This is a genomic window from Sphingomonas sp. UYP23, assembly GCF_054059235.1.
The window spans coordinates 1,084,101-1,110,359 of sequence record NZ_JBSSBX010000001.1 but is presented as its reverse complement, the minus strand read 5'-3'; the positions used below and the strand labels follow the sequence as shown (position 1 = coordinate 1,110,359).

At 65.3% G+C, this 26,259-nt stretch carries 29 protein-coding genes and 1 tRNA gene; 22 read left to right on the top strand and 8 right to left on the bottom strand.

Features of this window, described 5'->3' with window-relative positions:
- Nucleotides 1–18 precede the first annotated feature (18 nt).
- The 10 genes from ACVWYO_RS05570 to ACVWYO_RS05525 all read left to right on the top strand — a co-directional run bounded on the left by ACVWYO_RS05570 (nt 19) and on the right by ACVWYO_RS05525 (nt 7,504).
- Entirely contained in the window at nt 19–258 is a 240-nt protein-coding gene (locus tag ACVWYO_RS05570) for an exodeoxyribonuclease VII small subunit (protein WP_010185119.1), read from the top strand.
- A gap of 4 nt (nt 259–262) precedes the next feature.
- Nucleotides 263–1,162, top strand: a complete 900-nt coding sequence (locus ACVWYO_RS05565) for a polyprenyl synthetase family protein (RefSeq protein WP_457349134.1) — start codon at nt 263–265, stop codon at nt 1,160–1,162.
- Nucleotides 1,159–1,668, top strand: a complete 510-nt coding sequence (coaD, locus tag ACVWYO_RS05560; RefSeq protein WP_457349133.1) for a pantetheine-phosphate adenylyltransferase — start codon at nt 1,159–1,161, stop codon at nt 1,666–1,668. Before ACVWYO_RS05565 ends, coaD begins: the two co-directional genes overlap by 4 nt.
- A 92-nt stretch (nt 1,669–1,760) precedes the next feature.
- Complete coding sequence (locus ACVWYO_RS05555) at nt 1,761–2,525, top strand: peptidylprolyl isomerase (RefSeq protein WP_457349132.1); 765 nt, start codon at nt 1,761–1,763, stop codon at nt 2,523–2,525.
- A gap of 32 nt (nt 2,526–2,557) precedes the next feature.
- Nucleotides 2,558–3,601, top strand: coding sequence for a tRNA preQ1(34) S-adenosylmethionine ribosyltransferase-isomerase QueA (gene queA, locus ACVWYO_RS05550; RefSeq protein WP_457354876.1), 1,044 nt, complete (start codon nt 2,558–2,560; stop codon nt 3,599–3,601).
- A complete protein-coding gene (locus tag ACVWYO_RS05545; protein WP_457349131.1) occupies nt 3,598–4,065 on the top strand; it encodes an EF-hand domain-containing protein in 468 nt (155 codons plus the stop codon). Before queA ends, ACVWYO_RS05545 begins: the two co-directional genes overlap by 4 nt.
- Before the next feature lie 9 nt (nt 4,066–4,074).
- Nucleotides 4,075–4,731, top strand: coding sequence for an HAD hydrolase-like protein (locus tag ACVWYO_RS05540; protein ID WP_457349130.1), 657 nt, complete (start codon nt 4,075–4,077; stop codon nt 4,729–4,731).
- Nucleotides 4,732–4,775: 44 nt separating this feature from the next.
- Entirely contained in the window at nt 4,776–5,843 is a 1,068-nt protein-coding gene (locus ACVWYO_RS05535) for an MBL fold metallo-hydrolase (RefSeq protein WP_457349129.1), read from the top strand.
- A 100-nt stretch (nt 5,844–5,943) separates the two neighbouring features.
- Nucleotides 5,944–6,816: a dienelactone hydrolase family protein gene (locus ACVWYO_RS05530; RefSeq protein ID WP_457349128.1), complete on the top strand. Its 873-nt coding sequence runs from the start codon at nt 5,944–5,946 to the stop codon at nt 6,814–6,816.
- Nucleotides 6,817–6,880: 64 nt separating this feature from the next.
- Complete coding sequence (locus ACVWYO_RS05525) at nt 6,881–7,504, top strand: glutathione S-transferase family protein (RefSeq protein ID WP_457349127.1); 624 nt, start codon at nt 6,881–6,883, stop codon at nt 7,502–7,504.
- A 266-nt stretch (nt 7,505–7,770) separates the two neighbouring features.
- On the opposite strand, the gene ACVWYO_RS05520 is transcribed toward ACVWYO_RS05525, so the two are convergent.
- Together ACVWYO_RS05520 and ACVWYO_RS05515 are read right to left on the bottom strand one after the other, a co-directional pair.
- Entirely contained in the window at nt 7,771–9,411 is a 1,641-nt protein-coding gene (locus ACVWYO_RS05520; RefSeq protein WP_457349126.1) for a DEAD/DEAH box helicase, read from the bottom strand.
- Between the two features lie 99 nt (nt 9,412–9,510).
- Complete coding sequence (locus ACVWYO_RS05515; protein ID WP_457349125.1) at nt 9,511–9,966, bottom strand: hypothetical protein; 456 nt, start codon at nt 9,964–9,966, stop codon at nt 9,511–9,513.
- 79 nt (nt 9,967–10,045) lie between these two features.
- On the opposite strand from ACVWYO_RS05515, the gene ACVWYO_RS05510 reads away from it, so the two are divergent.
- The 3 genes from ACVWYO_RS05510 to ACVWYO_RS05500 are packed head-to-tail and all read left to right on the top strand — an operon-like array spanning nt 10,046 to nt 12,914.
- On the top strand, nt 10,046–11,509 hold the full coding sequence (locus ACVWYO_RS05510; protein WP_457349124.1) for an FAD-binding oxidoreductase: 1,464 nt from the start codon (nt 10,046–10,048) through the stop codon (nt 11,507–11,509).
- Between the two features lie 59 nt (nt 11,510–11,568).
- Complete coding sequence (locus tag ACVWYO_RS05505; RefSeq protein ID WP_457349123.1) at nt 11,569–12,339, top strand: SapC family protein; 771 nt, start codon at nt 11,569–11,571, stop codon at nt 12,337–12,339.
- Complete coding sequence (locus ACVWYO_RS05500; RefSeq protein ID WP_457349122.1) at nt 12,339–12,914, top strand: cytochrome b; 576 nt, start codon at nt 12,339–12,341, stop codon at nt 12,912–12,914. Before ACVWYO_RS05505 ends, ACVWYO_RS05500 begins: the two co-directional genes overlap by 1 nt.
- Nucleotides 12,915–13,083: 169 nt before the next feature.
- Here ACVWYO_RS05500 and ACVWYO_RS05495 read toward each other — a convergent pair whose 3' ends face one another.
- Nucleotides 13,084–13,932 (bottom strand): N-formylglutamate amidohydrolase, encoded by an 849-nt coding sequence (locus tag ACVWYO_RS05495; RefSeq protein WP_457349121.1) that lies wholly within the window; start codon nt 13,930–13,932, stop codon nt 13,084–13,086.
- Between the two features lie 112 nt (nt 13,933–14,044).
- On the opposite strand from ACVWYO_RS05495, the gene cpdR reads away from it, so the two are divergent.
- Nucleotides 14,045–14,422: a cell cycle two-component system response regulator CpdR gene (gene cpdR / locus ACVWYO_RS05490; protein ID WP_140847034.1), complete on the top strand. Its 378-nt coding sequence runs from the start codon at nt 14,045–14,047 to the stop codon at nt 14,420–14,422.
- 79 nt (nt 14,423–14,501) lie between these two features.
- Nucleotides 14,502–14,576 (top strand) — tRNA-Val (locus ACVWYO_RS05485).
- Nucleotides 14,577–14,837: 261 nt separating this feature from the next.
- On the opposite strand, the gene ACVWYO_RS05480 is transcribed toward ACVWYO_RS05485, so the two are convergent.
- Complete coding sequence (locus ACVWYO_RS05480; protein WP_457349120.1) at nt 14,838–15,878, bottom strand: diacylglycerol/lipid kinase family protein; 1,041 nt, start codon at nt 15,876–15,878, stop codon at nt 14,838–14,840.
- A 444-nt stretch (nt 15,879–16,322) separates the two neighbouring features.
- Here ACVWYO_RS05480 and ACVWYO_RS05475 point away from each other — a divergent pair, with 444 nt between their 5' ends.
- Complete coding sequence (locus ACVWYO_RS05475; RefSeq protein ID WP_457349119.1) at nt 16,323–16,634, top strand: hypothetical protein; 312 nt, start codon at nt 16,323–16,325, stop codon at nt 16,632–16,634.
- 3 nt (nt 16,635–16,637) lie between these two features.
- On the opposite strand, the gene ACVWYO_RS05470 is transcribed toward ACVWYO_RS05475, so the two are convergent.
- The 3 genes from ACVWYO_RS05470 to ACVWYO_RS05460 form a co-directional block, all read right to left on the bottom strand.
- Complete coding sequence (locus tag ACVWYO_RS05470) at nt 16,638–16,835, bottom strand: ComEA family DNA-binding protein (protein WP_457349118.1); 198 nt, start codon at nt 16,833–16,835, stop codon at nt 16,638–16,640.
- A gap of 95 nt (nt 16,836–16,930) precedes the next feature.
- A complete protein-coding gene (locus ACVWYO_RS05465) occupies nt 16,931–17,899 on the bottom strand; it encodes an MBL fold metallo-hydrolase (RefSeq protein ID WP_457349117.1) in 969 nt (322 codons plus the stop codon).
- A 531-nt stretch (nt 17,900–18,430) separates the two neighbouring features.
- The gene (locus ACVWYO_RS05460) at nt 18,431–19,162 is read right to left on the bottom strand and encodes a hypothetical protein (RefSeq protein WP_457349116.1); all 732 of its coding nucleotides are present in this window, start codon (nt 19,160–19,162) and stop codon (nt 18,431–18,433) included.
- A gap of 352 nt (nt 19,163–19,514) precedes the next feature.
- On the opposite strand from ACVWYO_RS05460, the gene ACVWYO_RS05455 reads away from it, so the two are divergent.
- From ACVWYO_RS05455 to ACVWYO_RS05440, 4 genes are all read left to right on the top strand, one after another.
- The gene (locus tag ACVWYO_RS05455; RefSeq protein ID WP_457349115.1) at nt 19,515–20,030 is read left to right on the top strand and encodes a D-alanyl-D-alanine carboxypeptidase family protein; all 516 of its coding nucleotides are present in this window, start codon (nt 19,515–19,517) and stop codon (nt 20,028–20,030) included.
- Between the two features lie 80 nt (nt 20,031–20,110).
- Entirely contained in the window at nt 20,111–21,016 is a 906-nt protein-coding gene (locus tag ACVWYO_RS05450; RefSeq protein WP_457348793.1) for a tyrosine-type recombinase/integrase, read from the top strand.
- Nucleotides 21,017–21,023: 7 nt separating this feature from the next.
- Complete coding sequence (locus ACVWYO_RS05445) at nt 21,024–22,217, top strand: IS91 family transposase (protein WP_457348794.1); 1,194 nt, start codon at nt 21,024–21,026, stop codon at nt 22,215–22,217.
- Between the two features lie 236 nt (nt 22,218–22,453).
- Nucleotides 22,454–22,900 carry a D-alanyl-D-alanine carboxypeptidase family protein gene (locus tag ACVWYO_RS05440; protein WP_457349114.1) on the top strand — a complete coding sequence of 149 codons (447 nt, stop codon included), beginning with the start codon at nt 22,454–22,456 and terminating at the stop codon, nt 22,898–22,900.
- Between the two features lie 15 nt (nt 22,901–22,915).
- On the opposite strand, the gene ACVWYO_RS05435 is transcribed toward ACVWYO_RS05440, so the two are convergent.
- A complete protein-coding gene (locus ACVWYO_RS05435) occupies nt 22,916–23,512 on the bottom strand; it encodes a murein L,D-transpeptidase catalytic domain family protein (protein ID WP_457349113.1) in 597 nt (198 codons plus the stop codon).
- A 463-nt stretch (nt 23,513–23,975) separates the two neighbouring features.
- Between ACVWYO_RS05435 and ACVWYO_RS05430 the strand changes: the two genes are divergently transcribed.
- Both ACVWYO_RS05430 and ACVWYO_RS05425 read left to right on the top strand, forming a co-directional pair.
- Nucleotides 23,976–25,385, top strand: a complete 1,410-nt coding sequence (locus tag ACVWYO_RS05430) for a L,D-transpeptidase family protein (protein WP_457349112.1) — start codon at nt 23,976–23,978, stop codon at nt 25,383–25,385.
- Between the two features lie 147 nt (nt 25,386–25,532).
- Nucleotides 25,533–26,255 carry a spermidine synthase gene (locus tag ACVWYO_RS05425; RefSeq protein ID WP_457349111.1) on the top strand — a complete coding sequence of 241 codons (723 nt, stop codon included), beginning with the start codon at nt 25,533–25,535 and terminating at the stop codon, nt 26,253–26,255.
- Nucleotides 26,256–26,259 lie beyond the last annotated feature (4 nt).

Below are 26,259 nucleotides of genomic sequence, written 5' to 3'. Positions count from 1 at the left end.
GTGCCGCATAGCTGCCAAATGGATACACCGATCGAAGAGTTGACGTTCGAAGCGGCGCTCAAGGAACTGGAGGGGATCGTGTCGAGGCTCGAAAGTGGCGATGCGCCGCTCGACCAGGCGATCGCGCTCTATGAGCGCGGCGATAAGTTGCGGCGTCGTTGCGACGACCGGTTGACGGCGGCACAGGCGCGGATCGAAGCGATCCGTACCGACAGCGAGGGGCGTGCCGTCGGCACGCAGCCCTTTGCCGCAGGTTGATGGCATGACCGCAGCGTCCCTGTCGCTCAAGGCGGCCTTGTCCCAGGTCGGCGCCGACGTCGATCGTCGGCTCGACAAGTTCCTCGCCATCCCAGACGATCCCCGCGCCGATCTGTATCGCGCGATGCGCCACGCCGCGATCGGCGGGGGCAAGCGGTTGCGCCCGCTGCTCGTGTTTGCGACCGCGCGGCTGTTTGCGGTCGATCGCGATTGCGCCGGCCGTGTTGCCACCGCGATCGAATGCATCCACGTCTATTCGCTGATCCATGACGATCTGCCCGCGATGGACGATGACGACATGCGTCGCGGCAAGCCGACCGTCCACAAGGCGTTCGACGAAGCGACCGCGATCCTCGCCGGCGATTGCCTCCACGCGCTCGCCTTCGAGATCCTTTCCGATCCGCTGACGCATCCCGATCCGTTCGTGCGCAGCGAACTGGTGCTCGATCTCGCGCGCTCGGCTGGCCCGTCGGGCATGGCCGGCGGGCAGGCGATGGATTTGGAGGCCGAGAAGTCGACCTTCGACCTGCCGACCGTCACCCGGCTCCAGGCGATGAAGACCGGCGCGCTGATCGCTTGCTCGGTCGAAGCGGGCGCGATCCTCGGCAAGGTGCCGCCCGAGGGGCGCGTGGGCTTACGCGGTTATGCGCGCGACATGGGGCTCGCCTTCCAGATCGCCGACGACATTCTCGACGTCGAGGGCGACGAGGCTGCGGTCGGCAAGAAACTCGGCAAGGACGAAGGCGCGGGGAAGGAAACCTTCCTCTCGCTGCTCGGGCTCGACCGTGCGCGCGCGCAGGCGCGGATGCTGGTCGACCAGGCGATCCAGCATCTCCAGCATTTCGGCCCCGAAGCCGATCTGCTCCGCGACATCGCGCGCTTCACGCTGGAGCGCGATCGTTGAGCGAGCGCATCGGCGTCTATCCGGGTACGTTCGACCCGGTGACGCTGGGGCATATGGACATCATCCGGCGCGGCGCGACCCTGGTCGACCGGCTCGTCATTGGTGTCACGACCAATGCGTCCAAGTCGCCGATGTTCAGCCTCGAAGAGCGGCTCGCGATGATCGAGCGTGAGACTGCAGCGATCGCGGGCGTCAGCGTCGTCGCGTTCGATTCGCTGCTGATGGATTTCGCCGAGGCGCAGGGCGCGAGCACGATCCTGCGCGGCGTGCGTGGCGTTACCGATTTCGAATATGAGTATCAGCTGACCGGCATGAACCGCGCGCTCAACGACCGCGTCGAGACGGTGTTCCTGATGGCCGACGTTGCGCTCCAGCCGATCGCGAGCCGCCTGGTCAAGGAGATCGCCTTCTATGGCGGGCCGATCCATCGCTTCGTGACGCCCAGCGTGGCGCGCGAAGTGGCCGACCGCGTCGAGCGGATCGGCCGAAAGGGCGCGCGGCCCTAATTCGGTCGCCTTTGCCCGGCAACGTTCAGTTTGGCGCAAAGCGGCACATGGTCTAAGCGCGACTTCATTCCGAGATATTTCGCGGGGAAATAATGCGTTTCGTTGCCAGCCTGTTTGTCTTTCTCCTGGCGTTCCTCGCCGGACCCGCCTTTGCCGACAAGAAGAAGGACGACGCCAAGTCCGCGGTCGTTACGACGGCGGGCCGCCCGCCGATCCCGTCTGCAACCGACCCCGAGAATTTGCTCTATCTCGATCTGTCGACCGGCGGCCGCGTCATCATCTGGCTGCGTCCCGACGCCGCGCCGAAGATGGTCGAGCGCGTCAAGACGCTCACCCGCCAGCATTTCTATGACGGGCTGCTGTTCCACCGCGTGATCGAAGGCTTCATGGCGCAGACCGGCGACCCCAAGGGCGACGGCACCGGCGGCTCGACCCTCCCCAACGTCCCCGCCGAGTTCAACTGGCTGCCGCACGTCCGCGGCGCGGTGTCGGCAGCGCGCGAAGGCTCGGCCGAAGGCGCGACCGTCGAGCAGGTGACCAAGGCGGAGAACAGCGCGAACAGCCAGTTCTTCATCGTCTTCAACCCGAACATGAAGCTCGACAAGAAGTACACGATCTTCGGCCGCGTGATTTCGGGCATGGAATATGTCGACACGATCGCGCGCGGCGAGCCGCCGACGCGTCCGTCGCGGATCCTCCACGCCTATGTCGCCGCCGACAGCCCGCCGGCCTATGTGCCTGCGCCGCCGGCCCCCGAGCCAACGCTCGCGCCTGCCACGCTTGCGCCGAGCAAGCCGGCAGTGAAGCCGATGCTCAAGGCCAAGCCCGCCGCTGCGCCGAAGAAGAAGGCCGCGTAAGCCAGGTCTTTGCGGCGGGGAGCATGCGGTCAATGAACGTCGACCTGTTCGACTTTGTCCTGCCGCCCGAGCGGATCGCGTTGCGCCCGGCGTCGCCGCGCGACTCGGCACGGTTGCTCGTGGTCGACGGCACCGCGCTGCACGATCGCAGCGTCGGCGATCTGCCGGGGGCGTTGCGCGCGGGCGATCTGCTCGTCTTCAACGATACGCGCGTCATCCCGGCGCAGCTCGAGGGAACGCGCGGCGATTCGCGGATCGGCGCGACCTTGCACAAGCGCGAGGGGCCACGCCGCTGGCGCGCCTTCATCCGCAACGCGCGCCGCCTGCGTGACGGCGATGTGATCGATTTCGGCAGCGGCGTGACCGCAACCGCGCACGACCGCGGCGAAGACGGCAGCTTTGCGCTCGAATTCCAGGGAGACGAGCCGGTCGAGCTGCTGCTCGAGCGCGCGGGGCGGATGCCGCTCCCGCCCTATATCGCCGCGCGCCGCCCCGCCGATGCGCAGGACGCCGACGATTACCAGACGATGTTCGCCGCCGAAAAGGGCGCGGTCGCAGCGCCCACCGCGGCGTTGCACTTCACGCCCGAGCTGATGGCGCGCTTCGCCGCCGCCGGTGTCGAGCATGCCACGCTGACGCTGCACGTCGGCGCGGGCACCTTCCTGCCGGTCAAGGCGAGCGATACTGCCGATCACAAGATGCACGCCGAATGGGGCCGGATCGACGCGGCGACCGCCGATCGCCTCAACGCGGTCCGCGCCGCCGGGGGCAGGGTGATCGCGGTCGGCACGACAAGCCTGCGCCTGATCGAAAGCGCGACCGGCGAGGACGACGTGATCCGGCCGTTCGCGGGCGACACCGCGATCTTCATCACGCCGGGCTATCGCTTCCGCGGGATCGACGGGCTTGTCACCAACTTCCATTTGCCACGCTCGACACTGTTCATGCTGGTCAGCGCGCTGATGGGCACCGACACGATGCAGGCGGCCTATGCGCATGCCATTGCAGACGGATACCGATTCTACAGCTACGGTGATGCCAGTCTGCTGCTGCCGGACAGGGGGGTGCGTGCATGAGTCCGATTCTGCTGCTCGCGCTCGCCGCGCAGGTGCCGCCGCCGGCCGCGCCGGTTCCTCCGCGCCAGCCCGGCGCGACGATCGTCGCAGAGCCGGCCGCTTTGTTCATCGCCGCGTGCGACGTCAACGGCGACGCGCGGACGACGCGCGCCGAACTGGCCGCCTGCGTCGCGCGCAGTTTTCCCGACGCCGCGCCGCAATCCGGATCGGCGGGCTATATCGGCTATAGCGACTGGGCGCAGAAATGGCTGGGGGACCGCAACGCGCTGCCCAGCCCGTATCAAGCCGATGGGGATAACGACAACCGCATCACGCTCGCCGAACTCCAGGCGCAGTTCGCGGTGCTGTTCGACCGGTTCGATCTCGACAAGGACGGCGTCGTCACCCGCGCCGAACTGGTGACGATCCGCAGTGCCGCCATTCCGCAGGACGGCGACGGCGGCAAACGCCGCGGCCGGCGCTGAGGCCGCCTGATGCCGCCGCGCTATCGTCTCGTGATCTTCGATTTCGACGGGACGCTGGCCGATAGCGCGGACTGGTTTCTGTCGATCGCCGACCACCTCGCCGAGCGCTTCAAGTTTCGTAAGGTCGCCGCGGACGAGGTCGAATCGCTCCGCGGCAAGACGTCGAGCGAAGTTATCCGCCATCTCGGCATCCCGCGCTGGAAGCTGCCCGCGATCGGGCGCTACACTCACGACCTGTTCGCACAGCAGACCGATCGCATCGCGCTGTTCGACGGGATCACCGCGTTGCTCCAGCAATTGGCGGAGAGCGGTGTGCGGATCGCGCTTGTCACGTCGAACGCCGAGAACAATGCCCGCGCCATCCTCGGGCCCGCCAATGCAGCGCTGATCGAGCGATTTGAATGCGGCGCGTCGCTGTTCGGCAAGGCGCGGCGCTATCGCCGGGTGCTGCGCAAATGCGCTATCGCGCAGCATGAGGCGATTTCGATCGGCGACGAGACGCGCGATGTCGTCGCGGCGAAGAAGGTCGGGATCTGTTCGGGTGCGGTGCTGTGGGGCTATGCCAATCGCGACGTGCTCGCGCGGGTCGAGCCCGATCTGCTGTTCGATACGCCAGAGCAGGTGTTGCGGTATCTGCTCGGCGCGGACTCGGCGCTCGCCGCTTAGCGGAAGTGCGTGACTTCGGCGACGCCGTCGCGCTACCCCGTGCCATGTCCATCGCACCCATCGCTCGCGCTTTTGCCCCGACCAGCCATAAGGGCCTGACCTATCCGTTCGGTGGCGCCGAGCCCGACGCGCATGCCGTGATGGCCGTCGCCCCCGGCATTCGCTGGGTACGGTTGCACGTTCCCGGGCCGCTCAAGCACGTCAATTGCTGGGTGCTCGACGACGATGGCGGCGTCGCGCTGGTCGATACCGGCATGAACACGACCGAAGCACGCGACGCGTGGAAGACGCTGTCGAAGGGGGCGCTCGCCGGGGTGCGCGTGACGCGGATGATCGGCACGCATTTCCATCCCGACCATATCGGGCTCGCCGGCTGGATGTGCGACAGGCATGGTTGCCCGCTGGTAATGACGCGCGGTGAGTGGCTCACTGCGCGGATGCTGGTGGCCGACGCTCGCGATGCTGTCCCGGACGAGATGGTCGCCTTCTGGCGCGGCGCGGGGTGGGACGATGCGCAGATCGCGCACGCCAGCGAGCGCGGCTGGACGGGCTTTCGCCGGATCGTGACCCCGCTGCCGCTCGGTTACACACGGATCAGGCATGGCGACACGCTGCGGATCGGGCAGACCGAGTGGCAGATCGTCGTCGGTTCGGGCCACAGCCCCGAACATGCCTGCCTCTACGATCCGATCGGCAAGGTGCTGGTCGCGGGCGATCAGGTGCTCCCGCGGATCAGCCCCAACATCTCGCTCGGCGTGACCGAGCCCGCTGCCGATCCGCTCGGCGAATGGTTCGCGTCGATCGCGCGGCTCAAGCAGCTGCCCGATGACCTGCTGGTGCTGCCCGGGCACGGCGACCCGTTCACCGGGCTGCACGCGCGGCTCGAGGCGATGGACCGCGAACATCGCGAGCGGCTTGACGAACTCGAGGTGTTCCTCGCCCAACCCAAGCGCGCGATCGACTGTTTCGGGCGGCTGTTCCGCCGCGCGATCGGGCCCGATATGCTCGGCATGGCGACGGGCGAGGCGCTCGCGCATGTCCGGCGGCTCGAGGTCGAGGGGCGGGCGGTGCGCACGGTCGAGGACGGCGTGTGGTGGTGGCGTAGCATCTAGATCCTCCCCGGAAGGAGGAGGATCGGCGGGATACCGGCTTCGGAAAAATTCCCTATGGTGCGTCGAACGCCGGAACGGCGACTCGCGAGGAGAGAGACCGATGTGTGATGATTTCACCGTAGCCGAGAACGACGCGCATCTCGCCGATCCCTCGCTGACCCGCCGCGGCTTTGCCACGATCGCCGGCGCTGCGGGACTCGCGCTGCTGCTCCCTGCGCCCGCCAACGCCGCCAAGATCCTGGGCCGCGACGTCGTGATCGACACCCCGGACGGCAAGGCCGACGCCTATTTCGTTACGCCTGCCACCGGCAAGGCGCCCGGCGTGCTCGTCTGGCCCGACATCATGGGGTTGCGCCCGGCGTTCCGGCAGATGGCCGACCGGCTCGCGCAATCGGGGTATGCCGTGCTCGTGGTCAATCAGTTCTATCGCTCGGTTAAAGCGCCGATCATCGCGCCGGGCGAGGATTTCGGGCAGCCCGCGGTGCGCGCGAAGATCATGCCCTATGTCCAGGCGCTCAGCACCGACGGCACGACGCGTGATGCGCTTGCCTTCACCGCCTGGCTCGACGCGCAGCACCAGGTGAACCGCGCCAAGGGCCTCGCCACCACGGGCTATTGCATGGGCGGGCCGATGGTGATGCGCACCGCCGCCGCCAATCCGGCGCGAGTCCGCGCGGGCGCGAGCTTCCACGGCGGCGGCCTTGCCACCGACAAGCCCGACAGCCCGCATCTGCTCATCCCGAAGATGAAGGCGAGCTACCTCATCGCGATCGCCGCGAACGACGACCAGCGCGATCCCGTGGCGAAGGACACGCTGCGGACCGCCTTTGCCGCGGCCAAACTGCCCGCCGAGATCGAAGTCTATGCCGGCACGATGCACGGTTGGACCCCGCCCGACAGCAAGGTCTACAACGTGGCGCAGGCCGATAAGGCGTGGACACGGATGCTGGCTCTGTTCGAAAAGTCACTCTGAGGATTGACGTTTCGCACAAGTAATGTTCTTCTAATGTTCTAATAGACGCCTGGGAGGAACGGTCATGGCCCTTACATTTTACACCAATCCGATGTCACGCGGTCGGATCGCCCGCTGGATGCTCGAGGAGGTCGGCGCGCCGTACGAGACGGTCGTGCTCGATTATGCCGCATCGATGAAGGCCGAGCCGTATCTGGCGATCAATCCGATGGGGAAGGTGCCCGCGATCGTCCATGACGGGCATGTCGTGACCGAGGGCGCGGCGATCTGTGCCTATCTCGCCGATGCCTTTCCCGAGGCCGGGCTCGCTCCGCCGCTCGGTGAGCGCGCCGATTATTATCGCTGGATGTTCTTTGCGGCGGGGCCGGTCGAGCACGCCGTGACCAACAAGTCGCTCGGCGTGACCCCGACCGATGAGCAGCAGCGGATGGCGGGCTATGGCCACTTTGATCTGATGGTCGATGTGCTTGAGAAGGCGGTTTCGGCGAATCCGTATATCGCCGGGGCGACGTTCAGTGCGGCCGATATCTATGTCGGGTCACAAGTCGCCTGGGGCGTGATGTTCGGTTCGCTGCCGAAGCGCCCGGCGTTCGAGGCCTATCTCGGCCGGATCCTTGCGCGCCCCGCGTACACGCGCGCAGGCGAGATCGACGATGCGCTGATCGCGCAGGCGGCGGCGGCCGAGTAACGTAATTTCCTCCCGCGCCTAGCGGGTGGGGGGGCGAGCGTTCCGCGAAGGGGATGGGTGTCAGCTACGGGCCGCAACGCATGTGGTGGCCCCCCCCGCCTCCAGTCTGAAGGAGATGGGCGGTTTCCTTCTCCCCCAATTGCGGGCGGGGGATTTACGCGGGGGAGCGCCTTGCGTGGATGTGCCCCGACACAATCGCCGGCGCTGAGCAGCACCGGATCCCCGAACGCTTCGTTGGCAGACCGCTTATACCGCGGTCCGCAAAATCACTCGGTCAGCGTCAGCTTCGCAAGCAGGAACGCCGGCATCGGGCCGTTCCAGCCGCCATCGTCGACCGCATCGATCGGCTCGATCTGGTTGACCACCTCGGCGCGCGGAGCGTCGCTCTCGCGCCCGGTGCGCGTGTCACGCTGCGAACGCGCGTCGCGGGCGGGGCGGGCCTCACGAGCGGCGCGCTCTTCACGAGCAGGACGCTCATCGCGGGCAGGGCGCTCTTCGCGGGCGGCGCGCTCTTCACGGGCAGGACGCTCATCGCGGGCGGCGCGCTCATCGCGGGCGGCGCTCTCTTCGCGAGCCGGTCGCTCTTCACGAGCCGACCGCTCGGCGCGTGGCGCACGTTCTTCGCGGGGCGCGCGGGCAGGGCGTTCAGCTGCAACCGGTGCGGCGGTTTCGGCTTCGGCCTCGACCGGCGCGTTGTCGGTCTTGCCCGCCGCCTTAGGCCGACGGCGCCCCTTCGGGGCCGCGGCGGCAACGCGGGGGGATTCGGCTTCGTCGGATGCGACGACCGGCGCCTCGCCCGCTTCATAGCGTTCGATCTTCAAGCCGGTCAGCTTCTCGATATTCTGGATATTCTCGACGTCGTCGGGCGTCGCGAAGGTGAAGGCGATCCCGGTCGCCCCCGCGCGGCCGGTGCGGCCGATGCGGTGGACATAATCGTCCGGATGCCACGGCGCATCGAAGTTGAAGACGTGGCTCACGCCTTTCACGTCGATCCCGCGTGCCGCGACGTCGGAGGCGACGAGGATGCTGACCTCACCCTTCTTGAAGCGGTCGAGTTCGGCGATGCGCTGCGATTGCTCCATGTCGCCATGGATCTCGCTCGACGCGAAGCCGGCGCGCTGCAGCGCCTTGTTGAGCTCGCGCACCGTCGTCTTGCGGTTCGAGAAGATGATCCCGGTCTTGACGTCTTCCTGGCGCAGCAGCTCGATCAGCTTGTCGCGCTTCTTGGCGGCGGTGACATGCACCAGCCACTGCTTGATATTGACGTTAGCGGTCGCTGGGCGCGCGACTTCGATCGTTTTGGGATTGTCGAGGAACTTGTCGGCAAGCTTCTTGATCGGCGGCGGCATCGTCGCCGAGAAGAGCAAGGTCTGCCGCGTCTTGGGCAGCTTAGTGCAGATTTCCTCGATGTCGGGGATGAACCCCATGTCGAGCATCCGGTCGGCCTCGTCGATCACCAGCATCGAACAGCCGGTCAGCAGGATTTTCCCGCGCCCGAACAGATCCATCAGGCGGCCCGGCGTCGCGATCAGGACGTCGACGCCCTTTTCGAGCGCGGCGGTCTGGTCGCCCATCGACACGCCGCCGATCAGCAGCGCCATCGAAAGCTTGTGATACTTGCCGTATTTCTCGAAATTCTCGGCGACCTGCGCTGCCAGTTCGCGCGTCGGCTCGAGGATCAGCGTGCGCGGCATGCGGGCGCGGCTGCGGCCCTCGCCGAGAATGTCGATCATCGGCAGCACAAAGGCGGCGGTCTTGCCGGTGCCCGTCTGCGCGACGGCAACGAGGTCCTTGCCCATCAGGATCGAGGGGATCGCGCTCGCCTGGATCGGAGTCGGCTCAGTGTAGCCCGACTCGTTGACGGCGCGCTGGAGTTCGTCGGAAAGGCCGAGATCGGCAAAAGTCATGCGGTGTCCGGAAAAAGCGCCGGGGCGAAAGCGCCCGCGAACGAGGCAAAGCGCTTGCGGATTAAGGCGCGAATGTCAAGAAAAAGGGCACGGCAGCCCTTATCGCTTGGCGACGAGCCGCCGGAAACGTTCGATTTTGCAGGCGCTGCCCGAGCGGGAGCGAATCGAGTCGCGGTCGGCACAAACCATCCCGTCCGACGTGCCTTTTACGTACAATCCCGAATAGAAATCGAGCGCGGGGCAATCGTCGTCGAACTCGGCGCGCAGCCGCGTGCCATCGGCGACGAGCAGATCGACGCTATCGGCGCCGGTAATGACCGCGCCTTCGAGCGCACCCATCGGCACGCATTTCGGGCCCTTCTTGGTCCTCCAGCGCTGTTCGGCAAAGTCCGCGCGCTCCGCGTCGCGCCGCCCGAAGACGCGGGGAATGCGGATCACGATTCGCTGGTGGATCGACAGCTGCGCCAGTTCGACACGATCGAACGGGCCCATTTCGGCGGAAGCCGCCGGGGCAAGCGCAAGCAACAAAACGGACGGGAGGACCAGGTTCGGCATTGGGGACGCGGGGTTACCATATGGGCTTGAACAGCGGATGAATTGGCGGTGTGCGAACGGCGATGATAGAGGCAGCGCCATGACCACAATACAGCCGAGTCCGCGCCAGACCAGCCTGATCAACGCCGCGCGCGCCGCGCTCGGCGACGCTGCGGTGACGACCGATCCCGGCGACATTGCGCCGTGGCTCGACGATTGGCGCGGGCGCTATCACGGCCGCAGTCCGGCAATCCTATCGCCCGACAGCACCGCGGCGGTCGCGACGGTGCTGCGGCTCGCCGCCGAACATGGTGTCCCGCTGGTTCCGCAAGGCGGGAATACCTCGATGGTCGGCGGGGCGACCCCGCCGGCCGACGGATCGGCGCTGATCGTCTCGCTGCGCCGGATGAACCGGATCCGCTCGATCGATCCCGCCGCCGGGCTGGCAGTCGCCGAGGCAGGCGTGATCCTCGCCAATCTCCATGCGGCAGCCGAGGCGCAGGGGATGCGGTTCCCGCTGACGCTTGGCGCGCGCGGCAGCGCGACGATCGGCGGGCTTGCCTCGACCAATGCCGGCGGCACGCAGGTGCTGCGCTTCGGGACGATGCGCGGGCTCGTCGCAGGCGTCGAGGCGGTGTTGCCGAATGGCGAGATCCATGACGGGCTCGCGGCGCTCAAGAAGGACAACCGCGGCTATGATCTCGATCACCTGCTGATCGGTGCCGAGGGGACGCTCGGCATTCTCACCGCAGTGACGCTGCGGCTCTACCCGGCGATCGCGCAGCGCGCCGCGGCGTGGGTCGGGCTGGCCGACCCCGAAACTGCGCTCGCTTTGCTGCGCCGACTCGAGCGGCGGACCGACACGATCGAGAGCTTCGAGATCGTCTCGGGCGATTCGCTGGCGCAGGTGCTCCAGCATATCCCGGGCACGCGCGCGCCGCTCGCGACCTCACACCGCTGGCACGTGCTGATCGAAGCCGTCGCGACCGATCCTGCCGCCGAGGCGCCCGGCGCGCTGCTCGAACGCCTGCTCGCGCCGGCACTTGCCGATGGGCAGGCGGCCGATGCGACGATCGCGGCATCGGAGGCGCAAGCCGAAGCCTTCTGGCGGATCCGCGATTCGCTCTCCGAGGCGGAGCGCGCGAGCGGGCCGGCGATGCAGCACGACATTTCGGTTCCCGTCGCGACGATGCCGCGCTTCATGGTCGAGGCGGCCGCCGCCGCCGAGGCGCGCTTCCCCGGGAGCCACGCGACTGCCTTCGGGCATCTGGGCGACGGCAACGTCCATTTCCACGTCCGCGCCCCCGCCGGCGCCGATCCCGCGCGCTGGTATGCCGAGGACGCGCCCGTCGTCACGCGCTTCGTCCACGATCTCGTCGTTGCGGCGGGGGGCTCGATCTCGGCCGAGCACGGCATCGGCCAGATGAAGCGCGCCGAACTTGCCCGGCTGTCGTCGCCCGCGCGCATGGCGGCGCTCCGCGCGATCAAGGCCGGGCTCGATCCGCAGGGGCTGATGAACCCCGACAAACTGCTCGGCCTTGCGGAAAACCCTGCCGCACCATAGAGCCAGCGGCCATCCGGCGTAGCAAACCGCAGCGCTTTGACGTTCGATGGAGAATCCCGATGGCCAGCGCGCCGCAATCGCTTCCGCTCTTCTATAACGCGCTTGAGCCGCTTTCGAGCGAGACGCATGCCGCCTTCAAGATGCGCATGCTTGACCGTGCGACCTTCCTGGTCGGCCAGCATGCGATTCCCGTGACCGTCGATGAGTTCGTCATGGCGCAGCGCACGCTGCCGATCGTCTTCACCAGCGGCGACGATGCGATCCCGATCGCGCTGATGGGGCTCAACGAGGGCGTCAACGTCTTCATCGGCGACGACGGCAAGCTGACCGAGGACACGGTCTATGTTCCGGCCTATGTTCGCCGCTATCCCTTCATGCTCGCACGGCTGCGCCCCGATGCCGAGGAACTGTCGCTCTGCTTCGATCCGACCGGCGAGGCGATCGGCGCGTTCGACGATGGCGAGGCCCTGTTCGCCGATGGCAAGCCGACCGAAGTCGTCCAGAACATCCTGAGCTTCAACGAGCAGTTCGAACAGGCCGGCGCCCGCACCGCCGACTTCATGGTCGAACTGCGCGAGCTCGGCTTGCTGATGGAGGGCGAGGTCACGCTGCAGGTCGAGGGCAACGAGCAGCCGTTCATTTATCGCGGCTTCCAGATGGTCAATGAAGAGAAGCTCAACGAGCTGCGCGGCGACCAGCTGCGCAAGATCCAGAAGTCGGGCCTGCTACCGTTGATCTACGCCCATCTTTTCTCGCTCTCGACCCTGCCGCAGATCTTCGATCGTCAGGTGCGTCTGGGCAAGGCACCGGTGCCACAGCTCGTCAACTGATGGCGCGCAGCGCGATCGTTCGGATCGATCGCTATTCGCGCGGCGCGATCGGGTTTCACTGGATCATCGCCGCACTGGTCGGGATCAATCTGGCGATCGGGCTGCTGCACGAAAGGCTCCTCGACGGTGCGGCGGGGGTCATCCCGCTGCACCAGTCGATCGGTCTCTGCGTCCTCGTCCTGACGCTCGCGCGGATCGGCTGGCGGCTGACGCACCGTCCGCCGCGGCTCCCAGCGAGCCTGCCGTCCTGGGAACGCGCCGCCGCGCGCGCGAGCCACGCCGCTTTCTACGCGCTGCTGCTCGCGCTGCCGCTGTCGGGCTGGGCGATGGGCTCGGCGGGGCGCGAGGCGCGCTATCCGATGCGCTGGTTCGGCCTGTTCGACGTGCCGCATCTGCCGGTGTCGGCGCCCGCTGCTGCGATCGGCGACAGCGCCCATACGATGCTCGGCTATGCGATGGCGGCACTCGTTGTCGTGCACGCCGCTGCCGCGCTGCGGCATCATTTCATGCTGCACGACGCGGTGCTCGGACGGATGCTGCCGGCGGTCCGCCAGCGCGATCGCGCCGAATTCTGACGAACTGTTGCCGGCGCAGTTTTTACCCTTGAAGGCCGAAAAGCGTCCACCTATATCCATCGTACGCGGACCCGTGTTCCCCCCTTTCGCGGGACCGCGCGGCGCCCTTTCAGGGCGCCTCCTCCCTGAACCTTGGCCACCGCGTGCTGCATTGCACGCGGTGGTTTTTTTATTCAGCAGCGAGCGCGCGCCCGGCGGTCGCCTCGTCGGCGAGCGTATCGATCACCTGCCGCAGCAGCCGAGCGATTGCCGGCATCCCATCGCCCGGCACATCACCAGCTGGATCGAGGTAGAGCGTCCGGTCGAATTCGATCTGGATCGCATGGACCCCGGCCGCCGGGCGCGCCTGCGTGTCAAGGATGTGCCCGCCGGCATATGGCGCGTTGCGCGCGACCGGTAGCCCCGCGGCCCCGACCACCGCCTCGATTGCCGAAACGAAGCGCGTGGCGGCACTGCGCCCGAAGCGATCGCCCAGGACGACGACCGGCTTGCCAGCACCGAGGGACGGCATCGAATGTACATCGAGCAGCACTGCGACCCCGAACCGCGCGCGCGCCGCGGCGAGCGCTGCCGCCAGCGCGGCGTGGTACGGCCGATGATCGTCGCGGATCCGCGCGGCAACATCATAGGCGTCGAGTCGCCGCCGCCACAGCTCGCCCGCGCCCGCCACGCGTCGTGGGATCAGCCCGAGCCCGCCGCGCAGCTTGGCGGTAGCAAGCGGCTGCGAGGTCCAGGCCGCACCCTCGTCGATCACCGGGTCGCGTTCCTGCTCGGACCGGTTAAGGTCGATCCAGGCGCGCGCGCGGCGCTGCACGAGCATCGTTTCGCGGCCCTGCGCGGCCAGCGCGACGGCATCGATATGGCGATCCTCGAGGACGCGCGCGGCGCTCAGCGGCACTCGCAACGCCGCCTGCAGTGCGACCGGATAGTCGCGCCCGGCATGCGGGACGGACAGCACGACCGGGCTGGCGGGCGGATCGTCGCCAAAACGGTCGAACGAGGGCGGGGGGGATGCCATTGTGCCAATACGTACCATAAGCGCGCGCCGATCCGGCTGGAAAATGTTAAGGCCTGTGCGCATAGGATCGCGCGCTACGGAAGCGGCGCGGCCGCGAAACGGGATTTTGGACATGATACGCATTCTGCTCGCCGAGGATGATCGCGTGATGCGCGACTATCTGACGCGCGCGCTCGAACGTTCGGGCTATGCGGTCGCGGCGGTCGACCGCGGGACCGCGGCGATTCCGCTGCTCGAAACCCAGCATTTCGACCTGCTGCTGACCGACATCGTGATGCCCGAGATGGACGGCATCGAACTCGCGCAGAAGGCAGCGGATCTGGCGCCCGACCTGCGCGTGATGTTCATCACCGGCTTCGCCGCGGTGACGCTCAAGGCGGGCAAGACGATGCCGCAGGCGCGCGTCCTGTCCAAGCCGTTCCACCTGCGCGATCTCGTGCTCGAGGTCGATCGGATGTTCGAGCTCGAGCGAATGAGCGACAATATCTGATTTTGCGCGTGCAGGTGCTTGCGCAGCGGCAAAGGCTTCGCTACAGCCCGCCCCTCGCTAGGCACTGCCGCAGCGAAGTGGGCGTGTAGCTCAGTGGTAGAGCACTGTGTTGACATCGCAGGGGTCGCAAGTTCAATCCTTGCCACGCCCACCATAAAAAGGGTCGCTAGCTCAATGAGTTAGCGGCCCTTTTTTGTTCTCTTTATTGAAAAATCGTCGTCTCTGCGCGGTAAATCTGCGGTGACGAGGTCAAGATTGCCCCGACTTTGCCCCGCCTAAATTGCGGGTCCGACCCTGTTTTGGTCGATCTTCCAGAGGACCCGTCCCACAGGGTCGGTGTTGTCAACCAGAGCGGCCGATGGGCGTTCGTGACCGCGACTAGGGCGTCAGGCAGTCTGGTCGTGGGCACCCGCGGTTACGCGAACTCGATCGGCGCGACCCTCAGCGATATCCGAAGCGGTAGATCGCCGACTATGTCGCCGTCAGACTGCAGCGGGACGGGCTGTTCGCTTGTTATTACCAATTCGGTGCATGTGAATGCCTCCGCGCCCGGTAGCGCTCCTATTGGCAGTCCTCGCAACAATGACCACCATAGCCTGCAGTAGGTCGTGCGTGATGCGTCACGGAAGGCGATCACCTCGAATTTCGGGGAATGTGCACTTGCGTCAGGGGAAAGCGACCACGGACCGGCAAAGAAGCGTCCTTTTGCGATGGAGACCGCTTCGCACGCCATTTGCAGCTCTGGACCTAGCAGAGTGACCTTCTCGCGGCGCCAGCGGATGATATAGCTGCAGACGGCGACGAAATACGCCGCCCTGCCGATCGCTCGCTTCAACAGTGGCGAGACTGTAGAGACCGCGTAGCTGTCGGGCCCAATGCTCGCGCAACTCGCCATGGGAACCTCGCCGACGAGTCCTATGTAATGGTTGAGGCGGCAAACACCCAGCAGCACGCGGTCGACGAATGCCACCGGGTCGTTCGGATAGCCACACTCTCTGGCGACTAGGTTGACCGTGCCGTTCGGGTAGACGCTTACCGTTATCTCGCGATCCGTTTCCAGAATCGCTGTAAGAACGTGCCGCAAGGTACCGTCGCCACCCGCACAACAGACGTGCTGCGCTCGCTGGTCGATTTGTAGGGCCTCCGAACCGTATTCGCCATCAAGCACCCTGATGCCTCGAGCCACGAAACTGCATCGCAGGGCAGCGACGCGCCGCCGCGCGGCCCGGCCGGCGGTGGGATTGGCGAACAACTGCACCGTATCGATCGCAGGACGGGTCTTGGCGTTCAACTGATTTCCGATCTTGATCGAGGTACGCTGCGGCGATGCATTTGGCTTCGGAAGTCGGGCAGGAAGCGGATACTCCGCGCTTTGCCCCGCGTTGAGGATCTTCCAGATTAGGTATTCCCGATGTGCCATGTCCGAATTGGAGCCGCAGCCGTTGATCGGACGCAAAGAATCGACCTCGTTCGACCTCGGAGACTCCGAGTACGCGCATGTCGCTGCCGGGATTGCGAGGTGTCCGGACGTCGTCACCCGCGACGTCAAGCGCACGCATGGGTCAGCCTGCACGCAATCGCCGCGATCTACGATATGTTCGGCACCATACCGGTGAGCCTGATAACGGGACGCCGATCGACCGTCCCGGTCCGGTGGACCCTTGGCGGCGTCTGCAGGCACATCCAGGGCTCAAGCGCGCGGTCGAGGTCTGCGGACCGATGATGACAACGGGGAGAGAGTGAAATGAAGATTCCAGTGAGCACGAAGATCGCCGACCTCGACCGGATCAGGTCGGAATGTCGGCGAATGGTAACCACTCGTGCGCTTCTTTCGGCGGGGGTAGCTGTCGTTCCGATCCCGGGCGCGGACATCGTTGCAGACGTCGGATTGCTCGCGACGATGTTGCCCGAGATCAGCAGGCGTTTCGGTCTGGATCATGAGCAGGTTGAGAAGCTCGACCCTCAGGTCGCGGAGAAGGTCTTCGTCGTCGCGGCGAGCATGGGGAATAACGTCATTGGCCGGATGGTCACGAAGCGGCTGGTGACCAGCCTGCTGCGCCGAGTGGGCACACGCGTCGCCACGGCCTCGGTCGCCAAGTACGTGCCATTGATCGGATCGGGCATCGCAGCGGGCATCAGCTTCGGTGCGATGAAGCTCGTCGGCAACTCGCACATCGAGGACTGCCATCGGACGGCGAAGACGTTGCTCTGACGATTATTCTCCGACCGTCAGCAACGCCTTCGTCTCCTCGTCGACCTTCCCCGAAAGCCCCGGCACCTCGTCGAGCTGCCGCAGGCTCGTGAACCGGCCGCGTTGCTCGCGGTAGCGGACTATCTCGGGACCGTGCCCGCGCAGACTTCCGGCGGCGTCGAGTTCGTGCTGATCAGCCGTGTTGACGTCGATTTTAGCCAAGCTATGCCTTCCTAATTCGATTTGTCTCGACTTGACTTAGTATATCAGTGGGTCGCGGTTTTGAGAGCGCACGAACCTGAGAATCTTTGGCGCGGCTAGTCCGTGACGGGAAGGGGACGCCGCTTCTTGCCAGCCAACTCGTCGTCCATGAAGCCGAGTTCCAGAGGCGCGAAATGGGTAAATGCCGTCCAGTCGCCGTGCTGCTTCGCAAATTCGGGTAGGGCGGCCTCGACCAAGGCTTTCCCGTACAGGCCGCCAGCACGTTTTCGCGTCACTAACTCCAGCAAGTCGCTAAGATAATGCTCGAACTCGCCAACGTCTTTTAGCGTCGCCACATCGCCATGCCCGGGGACAAAGACAGTATCGCTGCCAGTCGGCGCCTGCTGCAACGCGGCGACGGTCTTTGCCCAGCTGGCGACGTCGCCGTCGATGATGTTCGGTGACATGCGGCGCCAGAGTATGTCGCCGCAGAAAATGGTCTTTGCATCAGGAACGGTGACCATGAGATCGCCGCCTGTGTGACCAAGCGCAGGCTCTATCAGAACTCGCTGATTGCCCAACCAGATCGTCATGTTGTGCTCGGTCGTCAGGTCCGGCAGGGGGAGCGCCTTGATCATGGCCGCAGTTTTAGGCGAGATATGTTCTCCGAAGAGATGCAGGTTCTCGGTCCGCACCCAGCCGCGAACATTGCGGTGCGCGATGATCATCGCACCTGCGGCCCTCAGCACGGCGTCGCCGCCGACGTGATCTGCGTGATAGTGCGTGTTGACCACATAGCGGATTGGTTTCGGCGTCAGCCTGTGGATTTCCGAGACCAGCGCTCTGGTCGCGTCCGGATTGAAGAAACTGTCGATCACCAGCACGCCGTCATCCCCGATGACGAACCCAGCATTTGACCCCGACCGTCCTTCCGGACCGTCGATCGCTGCATAGACACCCGGTGCGATCGGCTTCAGCGTGAACGGATCGCTTGCTGGCCCGGATGCGGTGCCGGGTTGGACGGCAAACACAGTCGCCGCAGCCATGGTGGGCAGGACTAATCTACGGACAAGCCCACTGTTCATGATGCTGCTCCCATCTAGTCCAGCTTTAACGGATGACATCAACGCAGCGGTCTAGTCGTTCGGAAATTCGGTGTCGACCGGATTGCCGTCGGACCTGCGGCATGGCTTCTTGGTGACCGAACCGGCAGCGCCACGACCGGTGAAGACAGGTTGGCTTCGGTTCGAAAAAGCCAGCTCGGCTGCGCATCAAGCCGCGATAGATTTCACCTGATAGATCCCAGGCTCATGGTCGTCCGCTCGGTCGATCAGCAGGCCGTCTCTGCCGCTAAGCCTCGCGGAGGATTATCGGCTGGAACTACGAGCCGGGAATTGTGTGTGACATTGCGTCGCTGAAGAGATTCGTACGCACACCCAGTGGCACAAGCGAAAGTCCATTAACACGATGCGCGTCGTGGCTGCGCGGGATACCGGCGTCAGGCATCTCCGGTTCGAAAGGTGTCCGAATGCCCAAGCCTTCGTCACGAGACTTCAAGGGTCCGAGCGGACGGGGTCTGACGGAATCCTGCGGGCGAACGCGGGTCGCGCTATGCATCAGCCGGGTACCGCTGCAAGCCTCGCCTCGAGCACGCCGCGGAAGGACTGCACGAACGCGTCGGTTATCGGCCAGACCAGGTCAGGTCTGGAGTTCTTGAATATGCAGCAAAGCACCCTGCCATTGCCCGGCAGGTCCACGCCGGTGATCGGCGACACGTTCCTCCCGCCGATGTTCCTGGCGGCGGCGATCGACATCTCGCCAAGCGGCTCGTCAACCGGGCAGGTGTCGGCTACGATCGCGACGGTCCTGATCTTCAATCGCGCGTGCCACAGAAGGCAGAGGTCCCCGAGCTTGACCCCCAGATGGTCGATCCAGAATCTTGGCATGACGATGTAGGAAACGCGGCTCGCATCCACGAACTTGCCTGGCACGCGGTCCCCGACGGTCTCGTCCTGAAGCGAGGTCTTGGAGATGAAGAAGCCGCCTTTACCCAGCGCGGGACGGTCTTGAGCGTCGGACACGAGGATGTCGCGCCAGTCGTCCGGGATCGAATTGTGCTTGTTGTCTGGATAGCCCGCATGGTTCAGGGTGTCGGTGCCGCATCCATCGAGATCGCCCTCGAACCTCGGTGGGCCGTACGCATCTGGTGCGCCGTCCGCATCGATTGCGACGTCCTTGATAGGAATGCGGCAGAAGTATCCCTCGTCGATGAAATCGACGGTGAGGCCGCAATAGATGATCCTCGCATTGTGAGCGGCCCAAGGCACAATTCTGATCTTTTCCGACATGCGAACCAGGCGCCGCCAAAACGAAGATACCGCATGCGAAAGAAGTCTTCCACACCCGGTGTGGCGGCAGGGAAGCACAGCCAGAGGATAGCTTCAGCCCAGAAGAGGTTGTTCCCGCAGCCCGCACCCGTCGCCTTGACTTCCCCAATTGCACCGCAGCGGCCCGGACGACCATGGAGGTTGGCGGCATCGAATGGACCGGTAGAAGACACGCCACCCTGAGGCCGACATGGCGCAAATAGGTCGAGGACGGGAGCCGCAGGATCCAAACTTGGAATGTCAGCCGTCGGTTAGGCAAGGCCATGTTCACATAGCGCGCGGCACTGTGAGCTCCTAAGCCATTGGAAAAGATATGAAGCGTTTTTTCGGCATATGGTCGCGCCTACGATCGGCTTTGCTATGCCTCCCGATGATTGTCGGGTGGCAGGTGCCGGCTGTCGCCCGCAATGCACATGCCCGGCCCACCTCCGAGCTGCTGGTCGATGCGTCGGATGGAAGGGTCATCTACTCGGAGCAGCCCGACGCGCTACACAGGCCCGCCTCCCTGGCCAAGATGATGGCCCTGTATCTTGTTTTCGACGCCCTCGAAGCCGGTCGGATCCGGATGAGCGACACGTTGACGTTCTCGCACAACGCCGCGCGTCAACAGCCCTCCAGGCTCGGAATTGCGGCCGACAAGACCTTGTCGGTGCGCGAGGCGATACACGCGATAGCAGTAGATTCCGCCAACGACGTGACCGTTGCGATGGCGGAGAAGCTCGGTGTAAGCGAAAGCAAGTTCGCTGACTTGATGACGACCAAGGCCCAACAGCTTGGCATGAGGAGAACAATGCACGAAGCCGCTGCGCGGCATTGGTGTTGGTGGTGAGGTAGCGCCTTTGCGGTGAGGTTTGGCCCGGCGGCAGCGGCGGCAGACGATGGAGTTCCTTCAACCAAAGGAACTTGATCATGGCGATTGTACCGATCGAACGACCCGTCACCCCGCTGCGTCAGCGGATGCTCGACGACATGGCGATGCGCGCGATGCGGTCGCGGACCCAGCATGATTATATCCGCCACGTCCGCGCCTTCGCGGCTTTCCTCGGGCGCTCGCCCGATACCGCGACCGCCGAGGATGTGCGCCGCTTCCAGCTTCACCAACGCGAGCAGGGTGTCGGAGAGTCCACGATCAACGGCTCGGTATCGGCACTGCGCTTCCTGTTCGACGTGACGCTCGAGCGACCCGACCTGTCGCGGCGGCTGGTGCTGGCGCGTCGTCCCAGGAAGCTGCCCGACGTGCTGAGCGTCGATGAGGTGGGACGGCTGCTCGAGGCGGCACCGGGCATCAAGTACCGGGCGGCGCTGGGCGTGGCCTATGGCGCTGGCCTGCGCGTGTCGGAGGTCGCGCACCTCAAGGCCGACGATATCGACAGCAAGCGGATGCTGATCCGGATCGAGGAGGGCAAGGGCCGCAAGGATCGTAACGCCATGCTGTCGCCGCAGCTGCTCGAGCTGCTGCGGCTGTGGTGGCGCGAAGGCAAGCGGCGCAGTGTCCTTCTGCCGCACGGCTGGCTCTTTCCAGGGCGCAGCTACACCGACCCGATCTCGACCCGGCAACTGCACCGCGCGGTCTGCGAGGCGGCCGAGGCGGCGGGGATTCGAAAGCGCGTCAGCCCGCACACGCTGCGGCACAGCTTCGCCACTCACCTGCTCGAACAGGACGTCGATATCCGCGTGATCCAGGTGCTGCTCGGGCACAGCAAGCTCGAGACGACCGCGCTCTACACCAAGGTCGCAACGCGCACGATCCGCGCCGTGACCAGCCCGCTCGACCGGCTGATGGCGCTCATGGAGGGCAAGACGCCGCCCGGTTGACGCCCTCGTGCGGACCTCCCTCGAGGTCGCCAACATCTTTCGCGGCGCTGGTCCCGCATATCGAACGGCGCATGCGGGGCACCTGAGCCTGCACCAGCTGAAGGTCATGTCGGCGATCGAACATTGCCGTACCGCCGTCATGGGCGGTCACGTCGAAGCCTGCACCGACTGCGGGCATTGGCGGGTGGCCTATAACAGCTGCCGCAACCGACACTGCCCGCGGTGCCAGGGTGCCGCCGCGCGCGCCTGGCTGGCCGAGCGTGAGGCCGACCTGCTCCCGGTCGGTTACTTCCATGTCGTGTTCACGCTGCCGGCCGAGGTCGCCGATATCGCCCTCCAGAACAAGGCCGCGCTATACGGCCTGCTGTTCCAGGCGGCGTCCGAGACGATGACCACCATCGCCGCCGACCCCAAGCATCTTGGCGCACGCATCGGCATCACCGCGGTGCTGCATACGTGGGGATCGGCGATGACCCATCACCCGCACATCCACATGATTGTGCCGGGCGGCGGGCTGTCGCCCGACGGCAGCCGCTGGGTGTCGTCGCGCCCGGCGTTCCTCTTGCCGGTGCGCGTGCTCGGCAAGCTGTTCCGCCGCCTGTTCCTCACCCGACTGATGGCGCTGCGCGACACCGGGCGGCTCGGCTTCTTCGGAAGCATGGGCCATCTCGCCGACCGGCGTGCGTTCCTGCGCCACCTGTCGCCGGTCCGGAAGAAGAACTGGGTCGTCTACGCCAAAGCACCGTTCGCGGGACCAGAGGCGGTGCTCGCCTATCTGTCGCGCTACACCCACCGGGTGGCGATCTCGAACGGCCGGCTGCTGCGCTTCGACGAGACCGGCGTGACGTTCCGCTACAAGGATTACCGCCGAGACGGAGCCGACCGCCAGCAGACCATGACGCTCGCGGCCGATGAGTTCATCCGCCGCTTCCTGCTCCATGTCCTGCCAAAAGGCTTCCACCGCATCCGTCACTACGGCCTGCTCGCCGGTGCCACCCGCAAGGGGCAGCTCGAGCGGATCCGTGAGCTACTTGGCGTTGCACCGCCGGCCATCACCGATGCGCCGACCGGGCCGGAAGACGTTCGACCGCCATGTCCATGCTGCGGCGGGCACATGGTCGTCATAGAGACCTTCGAACGCTGGCGGCAGCCGCGCGCACCGCCGCAGAGCACCGCATCGACCGGGACGACCACGCCATGACCCCGCATGGCTCAGCTTCATCCCGCCACGCAGGTCTTGCGGTTCCGGCGATGCTGCCGCTCGTGCTGGCAACATCACCGACTGCATCAGCGGCACCTTCAACCTGCGATCATGGGCAAGATGCACCCCGGACACTGCCCCTCGGGACCATGATCTCGGCCGCCGATACGCGCCTCGACAGCCGTCACACGCGCCGCACAGCCGGGCCAAACTCGAAATCCCCATAGCCAGTACACGTGGCCCGCGGCTTCCTGCTTTGGAGGATATCGTACGCCTCACGGCATCCGATTTCCTTCACACGCTTCGCCAACGCGAGCGGCCTGACCAACCCCGGCAACCAGACCTCGGCTCGCGACATGACTATCTTGGCGAGGGCGTTGCTCAGGAACCATGCCCGGGAATACAAGATTTTCGCAGCGCGTTCCATCGTCTGGCGGAAGCGTCGCATCGTCAATCACGACCATCTCCTCGGGAAGGTCGAAGGGGTTGACGGGATCAAGACCGGATATACCGTCGATGCGGGCTACAACATCGCCACTTCGGCCAAGCGACACGGCGTCCGCGTGGTCGCGGTCGTGCTAGGGGCCAAGTCTGTGCAGGCCCGCGACCTGCGCGTGGCGAACCTAGTGGAGCTGGGCTTCACGGCCGGACCGAACGGTGGCCGCAGACGTCACGCATCCTAAACGGGACACGAGCGGTCAAACCTTGGCAGAGTAAATCATCCTGCCCTGACCAAGCCTAGCGAAGACCTGCTGGAGATCGCCCTCGCTGACGGCGAAGCAGCCTTGGCTGCGGCCGAGCTCTCCGTGCGTGCGCAGCATGTCCGGGTTGGCATACCAGGCGGCGTGGACGACGAGCGCCCGTGCTAGAGCGTTGCTATTGGTCGGGTCCAGACCGATCAAACGCTGCGATCGTCCATGCTTGCCGACGTAATAGTCAGAAGCGAGGAAGGCTCCTTCGCTCGATGCGTTCGAGCCCTCGGCGTTCGAGAAACGTTGGACAAATCCGGTGTGAGCGAGGTCGCTTCCACTGCCGTGTGCGACCAGCATGGTCGTCGCCATGCCGTTTGCCATGTCGACCAGATAGAAGCGCGGTTGCGACGACGCCTGCGCGAAATCGGCGATCGCGATGCGGTCCCTATGCTTGACCTGCGACCCGTGCCGCTGAAGTGCGGCCATTGCCCGACGCAGGAGCTCGGGGCGTACGACGCGGGGGGAGGCGAGCGGCTGAACCGTTGCCGGGACTCGCGCCGCGGTCGCCGCGCTGGAAATGCCAGCAGTGGCGACTCCGACCAATGCGAGGCCCCCAACGGCGAACCCGCGACGAGAGAGAGTAACGGTTTGATTTAGCACGGTTCGGCATGGCTTTCGGTCCTGGAAGGTCGCTGCGTAGCACAAAATTGTGAACGTTAGGCCGCCTGGCGCGGCGCTCTGTCGCAGCACGCTTTCGGTTTGGCGTCTCTCGAAGAAATTCCGAAGGACCCGAGAGCGTCAGAGGCGGCCGCAGCATACCGGCTCGCTGACGCCGAGCCGGCGCCGCCGCGCTCGACCGAATGCATAGATCTTTTGGTGAGTTGACCGGACAGTCGGACGCGATCGGATCGATGTGATGCCGACGGCTTGAAAATTCCACTGGCTTCGTGGGTTAGCGCTTGTGCCGGGTGCGGTAGTCCCTCACGCCAACGAAGTGGACCGATTGCGACATCGGAACAAGCAACAGGAGAAGATTGTGCGGATTGCTGTAATTGGCTCGTCGTTGATGGCGATCATGGTCACGCTGTCCGCTTGCGAGACCAAGACCGCGACGGTGGCCAAGCAACCGGCGCAGCCAGAGGCTCATCAGGGCGGCTGGTCCGCGACGACCGTCGGGCAACTGCACAAGGCGATCGACGCTCGTGGCGCCCACGGGCTCGACAAGGTAAACTTCGCCGTGGACGGGGCACCTGGCTCAGGTGACGCCGCGCTGAACCAGTCCGCGCTTTCCTACGCCAGCGCGCTTTCGCGCGGCGTGACCGATCCAACGAAGCTGTACGACGTCTACACGGTTCCAAGGCCGAAACTCGATCTCGCACGCGAACTCAAGGCTGCGCTGGCCTCGGGTAAACTCTATCAATGGCTCGAAAGTCTCGCGCCGCAGGACGCGAACTATCGCAAGCTGTCTGCTGCGTACGTCGCGTTGCGTGGTCAGAAGGAGGCACCGACGACGGTGATCCCTGACAGCGGCAAGGCCATCAAGCCCGGGGCCTCGGACTCGCGGATTCCGGCGATTGCCCAACAGCTGGTCGCCTTTGACTATCTCGACAAGGCGGCGGTCCAAGGCGACCGGCTCACGCCTGCGATGATCACAGCGGTGAAGGCGATGCAGACCGACTACGGCATTAAGCCGGACGGCGCGATTGGCAGTGATGCACTCGCGATCCTCAACCTCTCTGATGTCGACCGTGCGCGTGCCATCGCGGTAAACATGGAACGGTTGCGCTGGTTGGACCGCAACGCGGCCGCCACGCGCATCGACGTAAATCTCGCGGCCGCGCGGCTCAGCTACTGGCGAGACGGCAAGCTCGCCAACGCCCGCAAGGTGGTGGTTGGCGAGCCTGACAAGGAGACTCCGCAGCTCGGTTCGCCGATCTTCCGCCTCGTCGCCAACCCGACCTGGACGGTACCGCGCTCCGTTCAACAGAAGGAGATGACCGGGAAGGGCGCGGCGTATTTCCGCAAGAACAATCTCGCTTGGAAGAACGGCTGGATCGTGCAGCAGGCCGGCCCGAAGAACTCGCTCGGGCTGGTCAAGTTCGACATGAAGAATGAGCTCGCAATCTATCTGCACGACACGCCAGCAAAGCAGTTGTTCGCCCAGGTTCAGCGGCAGCGCAGCCATGGCTGCGTGCGGGTCGACGATGCACTGGGGTTTGCGGAGATGATCGCGCAGGACGAGGGCATACTGGATAAATGGCATCAGGCGCGACAAGGCAAGCCGGAGAGCTTTGTGTCGCTCCCGCATGAAATACCGGTGCGCTTTCTGTACCAGACCGTGCTGTTCGACGACGGTGGCCAGCCAATCGTACGCGCCGATCCCTATGGATGGAACGATCGCGTCGCCGTCGCGCTGGGACTGGGCGCCACCACCTCGTACCGGCTTAAGACTGACGATGCGGATGTCGGACCCTGAGAGGCTCGCGCAGTAGCTCGATGGAACGCTAAAAGAGCTGCCTGGTCACGTCTACCGAGTTACTGGCTTCGGGTCTGACCGGGCGGCGAGCCCTGAAAATCTGGCCGCCGCACTATATGATCGCCTCCCGTTCGCCGTAAGGAAACCATGAGCCCGATCCATCTCGTCGATACGGCGCAAATTCCCGGTGGCGGGCTGTTGAGCCTGATGCGGTGCGGCTCGGACTTCTCGATATGGTTCGGCGAGGACGAGCTAATGGGCAACACCGAGGTCGGTTCGGAACGGGCGTTGGCAACACTCGCTCTCGCCCGGATGAACAGGCCGGCCGACCGTGTACTCATCGGCGGATTGGGCATGGGCTTCACGCTGGGCGCCGCCTTGACCACATTCCCGGCCGGGGCGAAGATCGTGGTCTCCGAACTGGTCCCCCAGGTTGTGGCTTGGGCGAAGGGGCCGCTACAGCATCTATTCTTCGACTATCTGACTGACCCGAGGGTAACGCTGGAGGTACGCGATGTTCACGACGTCATCGTCGACGAAGTTGCGGCCTTCGATGCCATCCTGCTCGATGTCGACAACGGCCCCGACGGTTTCATCCACCTCGCCAACGATCGATTATATTGCGACTGGGGGCTCCGCGACGCGTACGCGGCGCTTCGACCGGGGGGCGTGTTGGGGATCTGGTCGGCTTACCAGGACGATGCCTTCGTGGAGCGCCTGGAGAAAGCTGGGTTCGGTGTCGAAGAGGTTACCGTTCAGGCGACTGACCCCACTGCACGTTCGCCGTTCACTATCTGGCTGGCGTCTAGACCGATGCAAGCAAGTGGGAACGCGAGCAGGCCGCCTGTCCAGCTCCAACTCGAAGAATGAATTG

What these genes read in the sequence shown, in the direction of transcription:
- ACVWYO_RS05570 (WP_010185119.1), top strand. Translation starts at nt 19, where the DNA reads ATGGATACACCGATCGAAGAGTTGACGTTCGAAGCGGCGCTCAAGGAA.
- ACVWYO_RS05565 (WP_457349134.1), top strand. Translation starts at nt 263, where the DNA reads ATGACCGCAGCGTCCCTGTCGCTCAAGGCGGCCTTGTCCCAGGTCGGC.
- ACVWYO_RS05555 (WP_457349132.1), top strand. Translation starts at nt 1,761, where the DNA reads ATGCGTTTCGTTGCCAGCCTGTTTGTCTTTCTCCTGGCGTTCCTCGCC.
- queA (WP_457354876.1), top strand. Translation starts at nt 2,558, where the DNA reads ATGAACGTCGACCTGTTCGACTTTGTCCTGCCGCCCGAGCGGATCGCG.
- ACVWYO_RS05545 (WP_457349131.1), top strand. Translation starts at nt 3,598, where the DNA reads ATGAGTCCGATTCTGCTGCTCGCGCTCGCCGCGCAGGTGCCGCCGCCG.
- ACVWYO_RS05540 (WP_457349130.1), top strand. Translation starts at nt 4,075, where the DNA reads ATGCCGCCGCGCTATCGTCTCGTGATCTTCGATTTCGACGGGACGCTG.
- ACVWYO_RS05535 (WP_457349129.1), top strand. Translation starts at nt 4,776, where the DNA reads ATGTCCATCGCACCCATCGCTCGCGCTTTTGCCCCGACCAGCCATAAG.
- ACVWYO_RS05530 (WP_457349128.1), top strand. Translation starts at nt 5,944, where the DNA reads ATGTGTGATGATTTCACCGTAGCCGAGAACGACGCGCATCTCGCCGAT.
- ACVWYO_RS05525 (WP_457349127.1), top strand. Translation starts at nt 6,881, where the DNA reads ATGGCCCTTACATTTTACACCAATCCGATGTCACGCGGTCGGATCGCC.
- ACVWYO_RS05520 (WP_457349126.1), bottom strand. Translation starts at nt 9,411, where the DNA reads ATGACTTTTGCCGATCTCGGCCTTTCCGACGAACTCCAGCGCGCCGTC.
- ACVWYO_RS05515 (WP_457349125.1), bottom strand. Translation starts at nt 9,966, where the DNA reads ATGCCGAACCTGGTCCTCCCGTCCGTTTTGTTGCTTGCGCTTGCCCCG.
- ACVWYO_RS05510 (WP_457349124.1), top strand. Translation starts at nt 10,046, where the DNA reads ATGACCACAATACAGCCGAGTCCGCGCCAGACCAGCCTGATCAACGCC.
- ACVWYO_RS05505 (WP_457349123.1), top strand. Translation starts at nt 11,569, where the DNA reads ATGGCCAGCGCGCCGCAATCGCTTCCGCTCTTCTATAACGCGCTTGAG.
- ACVWYO_RS05500 (WP_457349122.1), top strand. Translation starts at nt 12,339, where the DNA reads ATGGCGCGCAGCGCGATCGTTCGGATCGATCGCTATTCGCGCGGCGCG.
- ACVWYO_RS05495 (WP_457349121.1), bottom strand. Translation starts at nt 13,932, where the DNA reads ATGGCATCCCCCCCGCCCTCGTTCGACCGTTTTGGCGACGATCCGCCC.
- cpdR (WP_140847034.1), top strand. Translation starts at nt 14,045, where the DNA reads ATGATACGCATTCTGCTCGCCGAGGATGATCGCGTGATGCGCGACTAT.
- ACVWYO_RS05475 (WP_457349119.1), top strand. Translation starts at nt 16,323, where the DNA reads ATGTTGCCCGAGATCAGCAGGCGTTTCGGTCTGGATCATGAGCAGGTT.
- ACVWYO_RS05465 (WP_457349117.1), bottom strand. Translation starts at nt 17,899, where the DNA reads ATGAACAGTGGGCTTGTCCGTAGATTAGTCCTGCCCACCATGGCTGCG.
- ACVWYO_RS05460 (WP_457349116.1), bottom strand. Translation starts at nt 19,162, where the DNA reads ATGTCGGAAAAGATCAGAATTGTGCCTTGGGCCGCTCACAATGCGAGG.
- ACVWYO_RS05455 (WP_457349115.1), top strand. Translation starts at nt 19,515, where the DNA reads ATGAAGCGTTTTTTCGGCATATGGTCGCGCCTACGATCGGCTTTGCTA.
- ACVWYO_RS05450 (WP_457348793.1), top strand. Translation starts at nt 20,111, where the DNA reads ATGGCGATTGTACCGATCGAACGACCCGTCACCCCGCTGCGTCAGCGG.
- ACVWYO_RS05430 (WP_457349112.1), top strand. Translation starts at nt 23,976, where the DNA reads ATGGCGATCATGGTCACGCTGTCCGCTTGCGAGACCAAGACCGCGACG.
- ACVWYO_RS05425 (WP_457349111.1), top strand. Translation starts at nt 25,533, where the DNA reads ATGAGCCCGATCCATCTCGTCGATACGGCGCAAATTCCCGGTGGCGGG.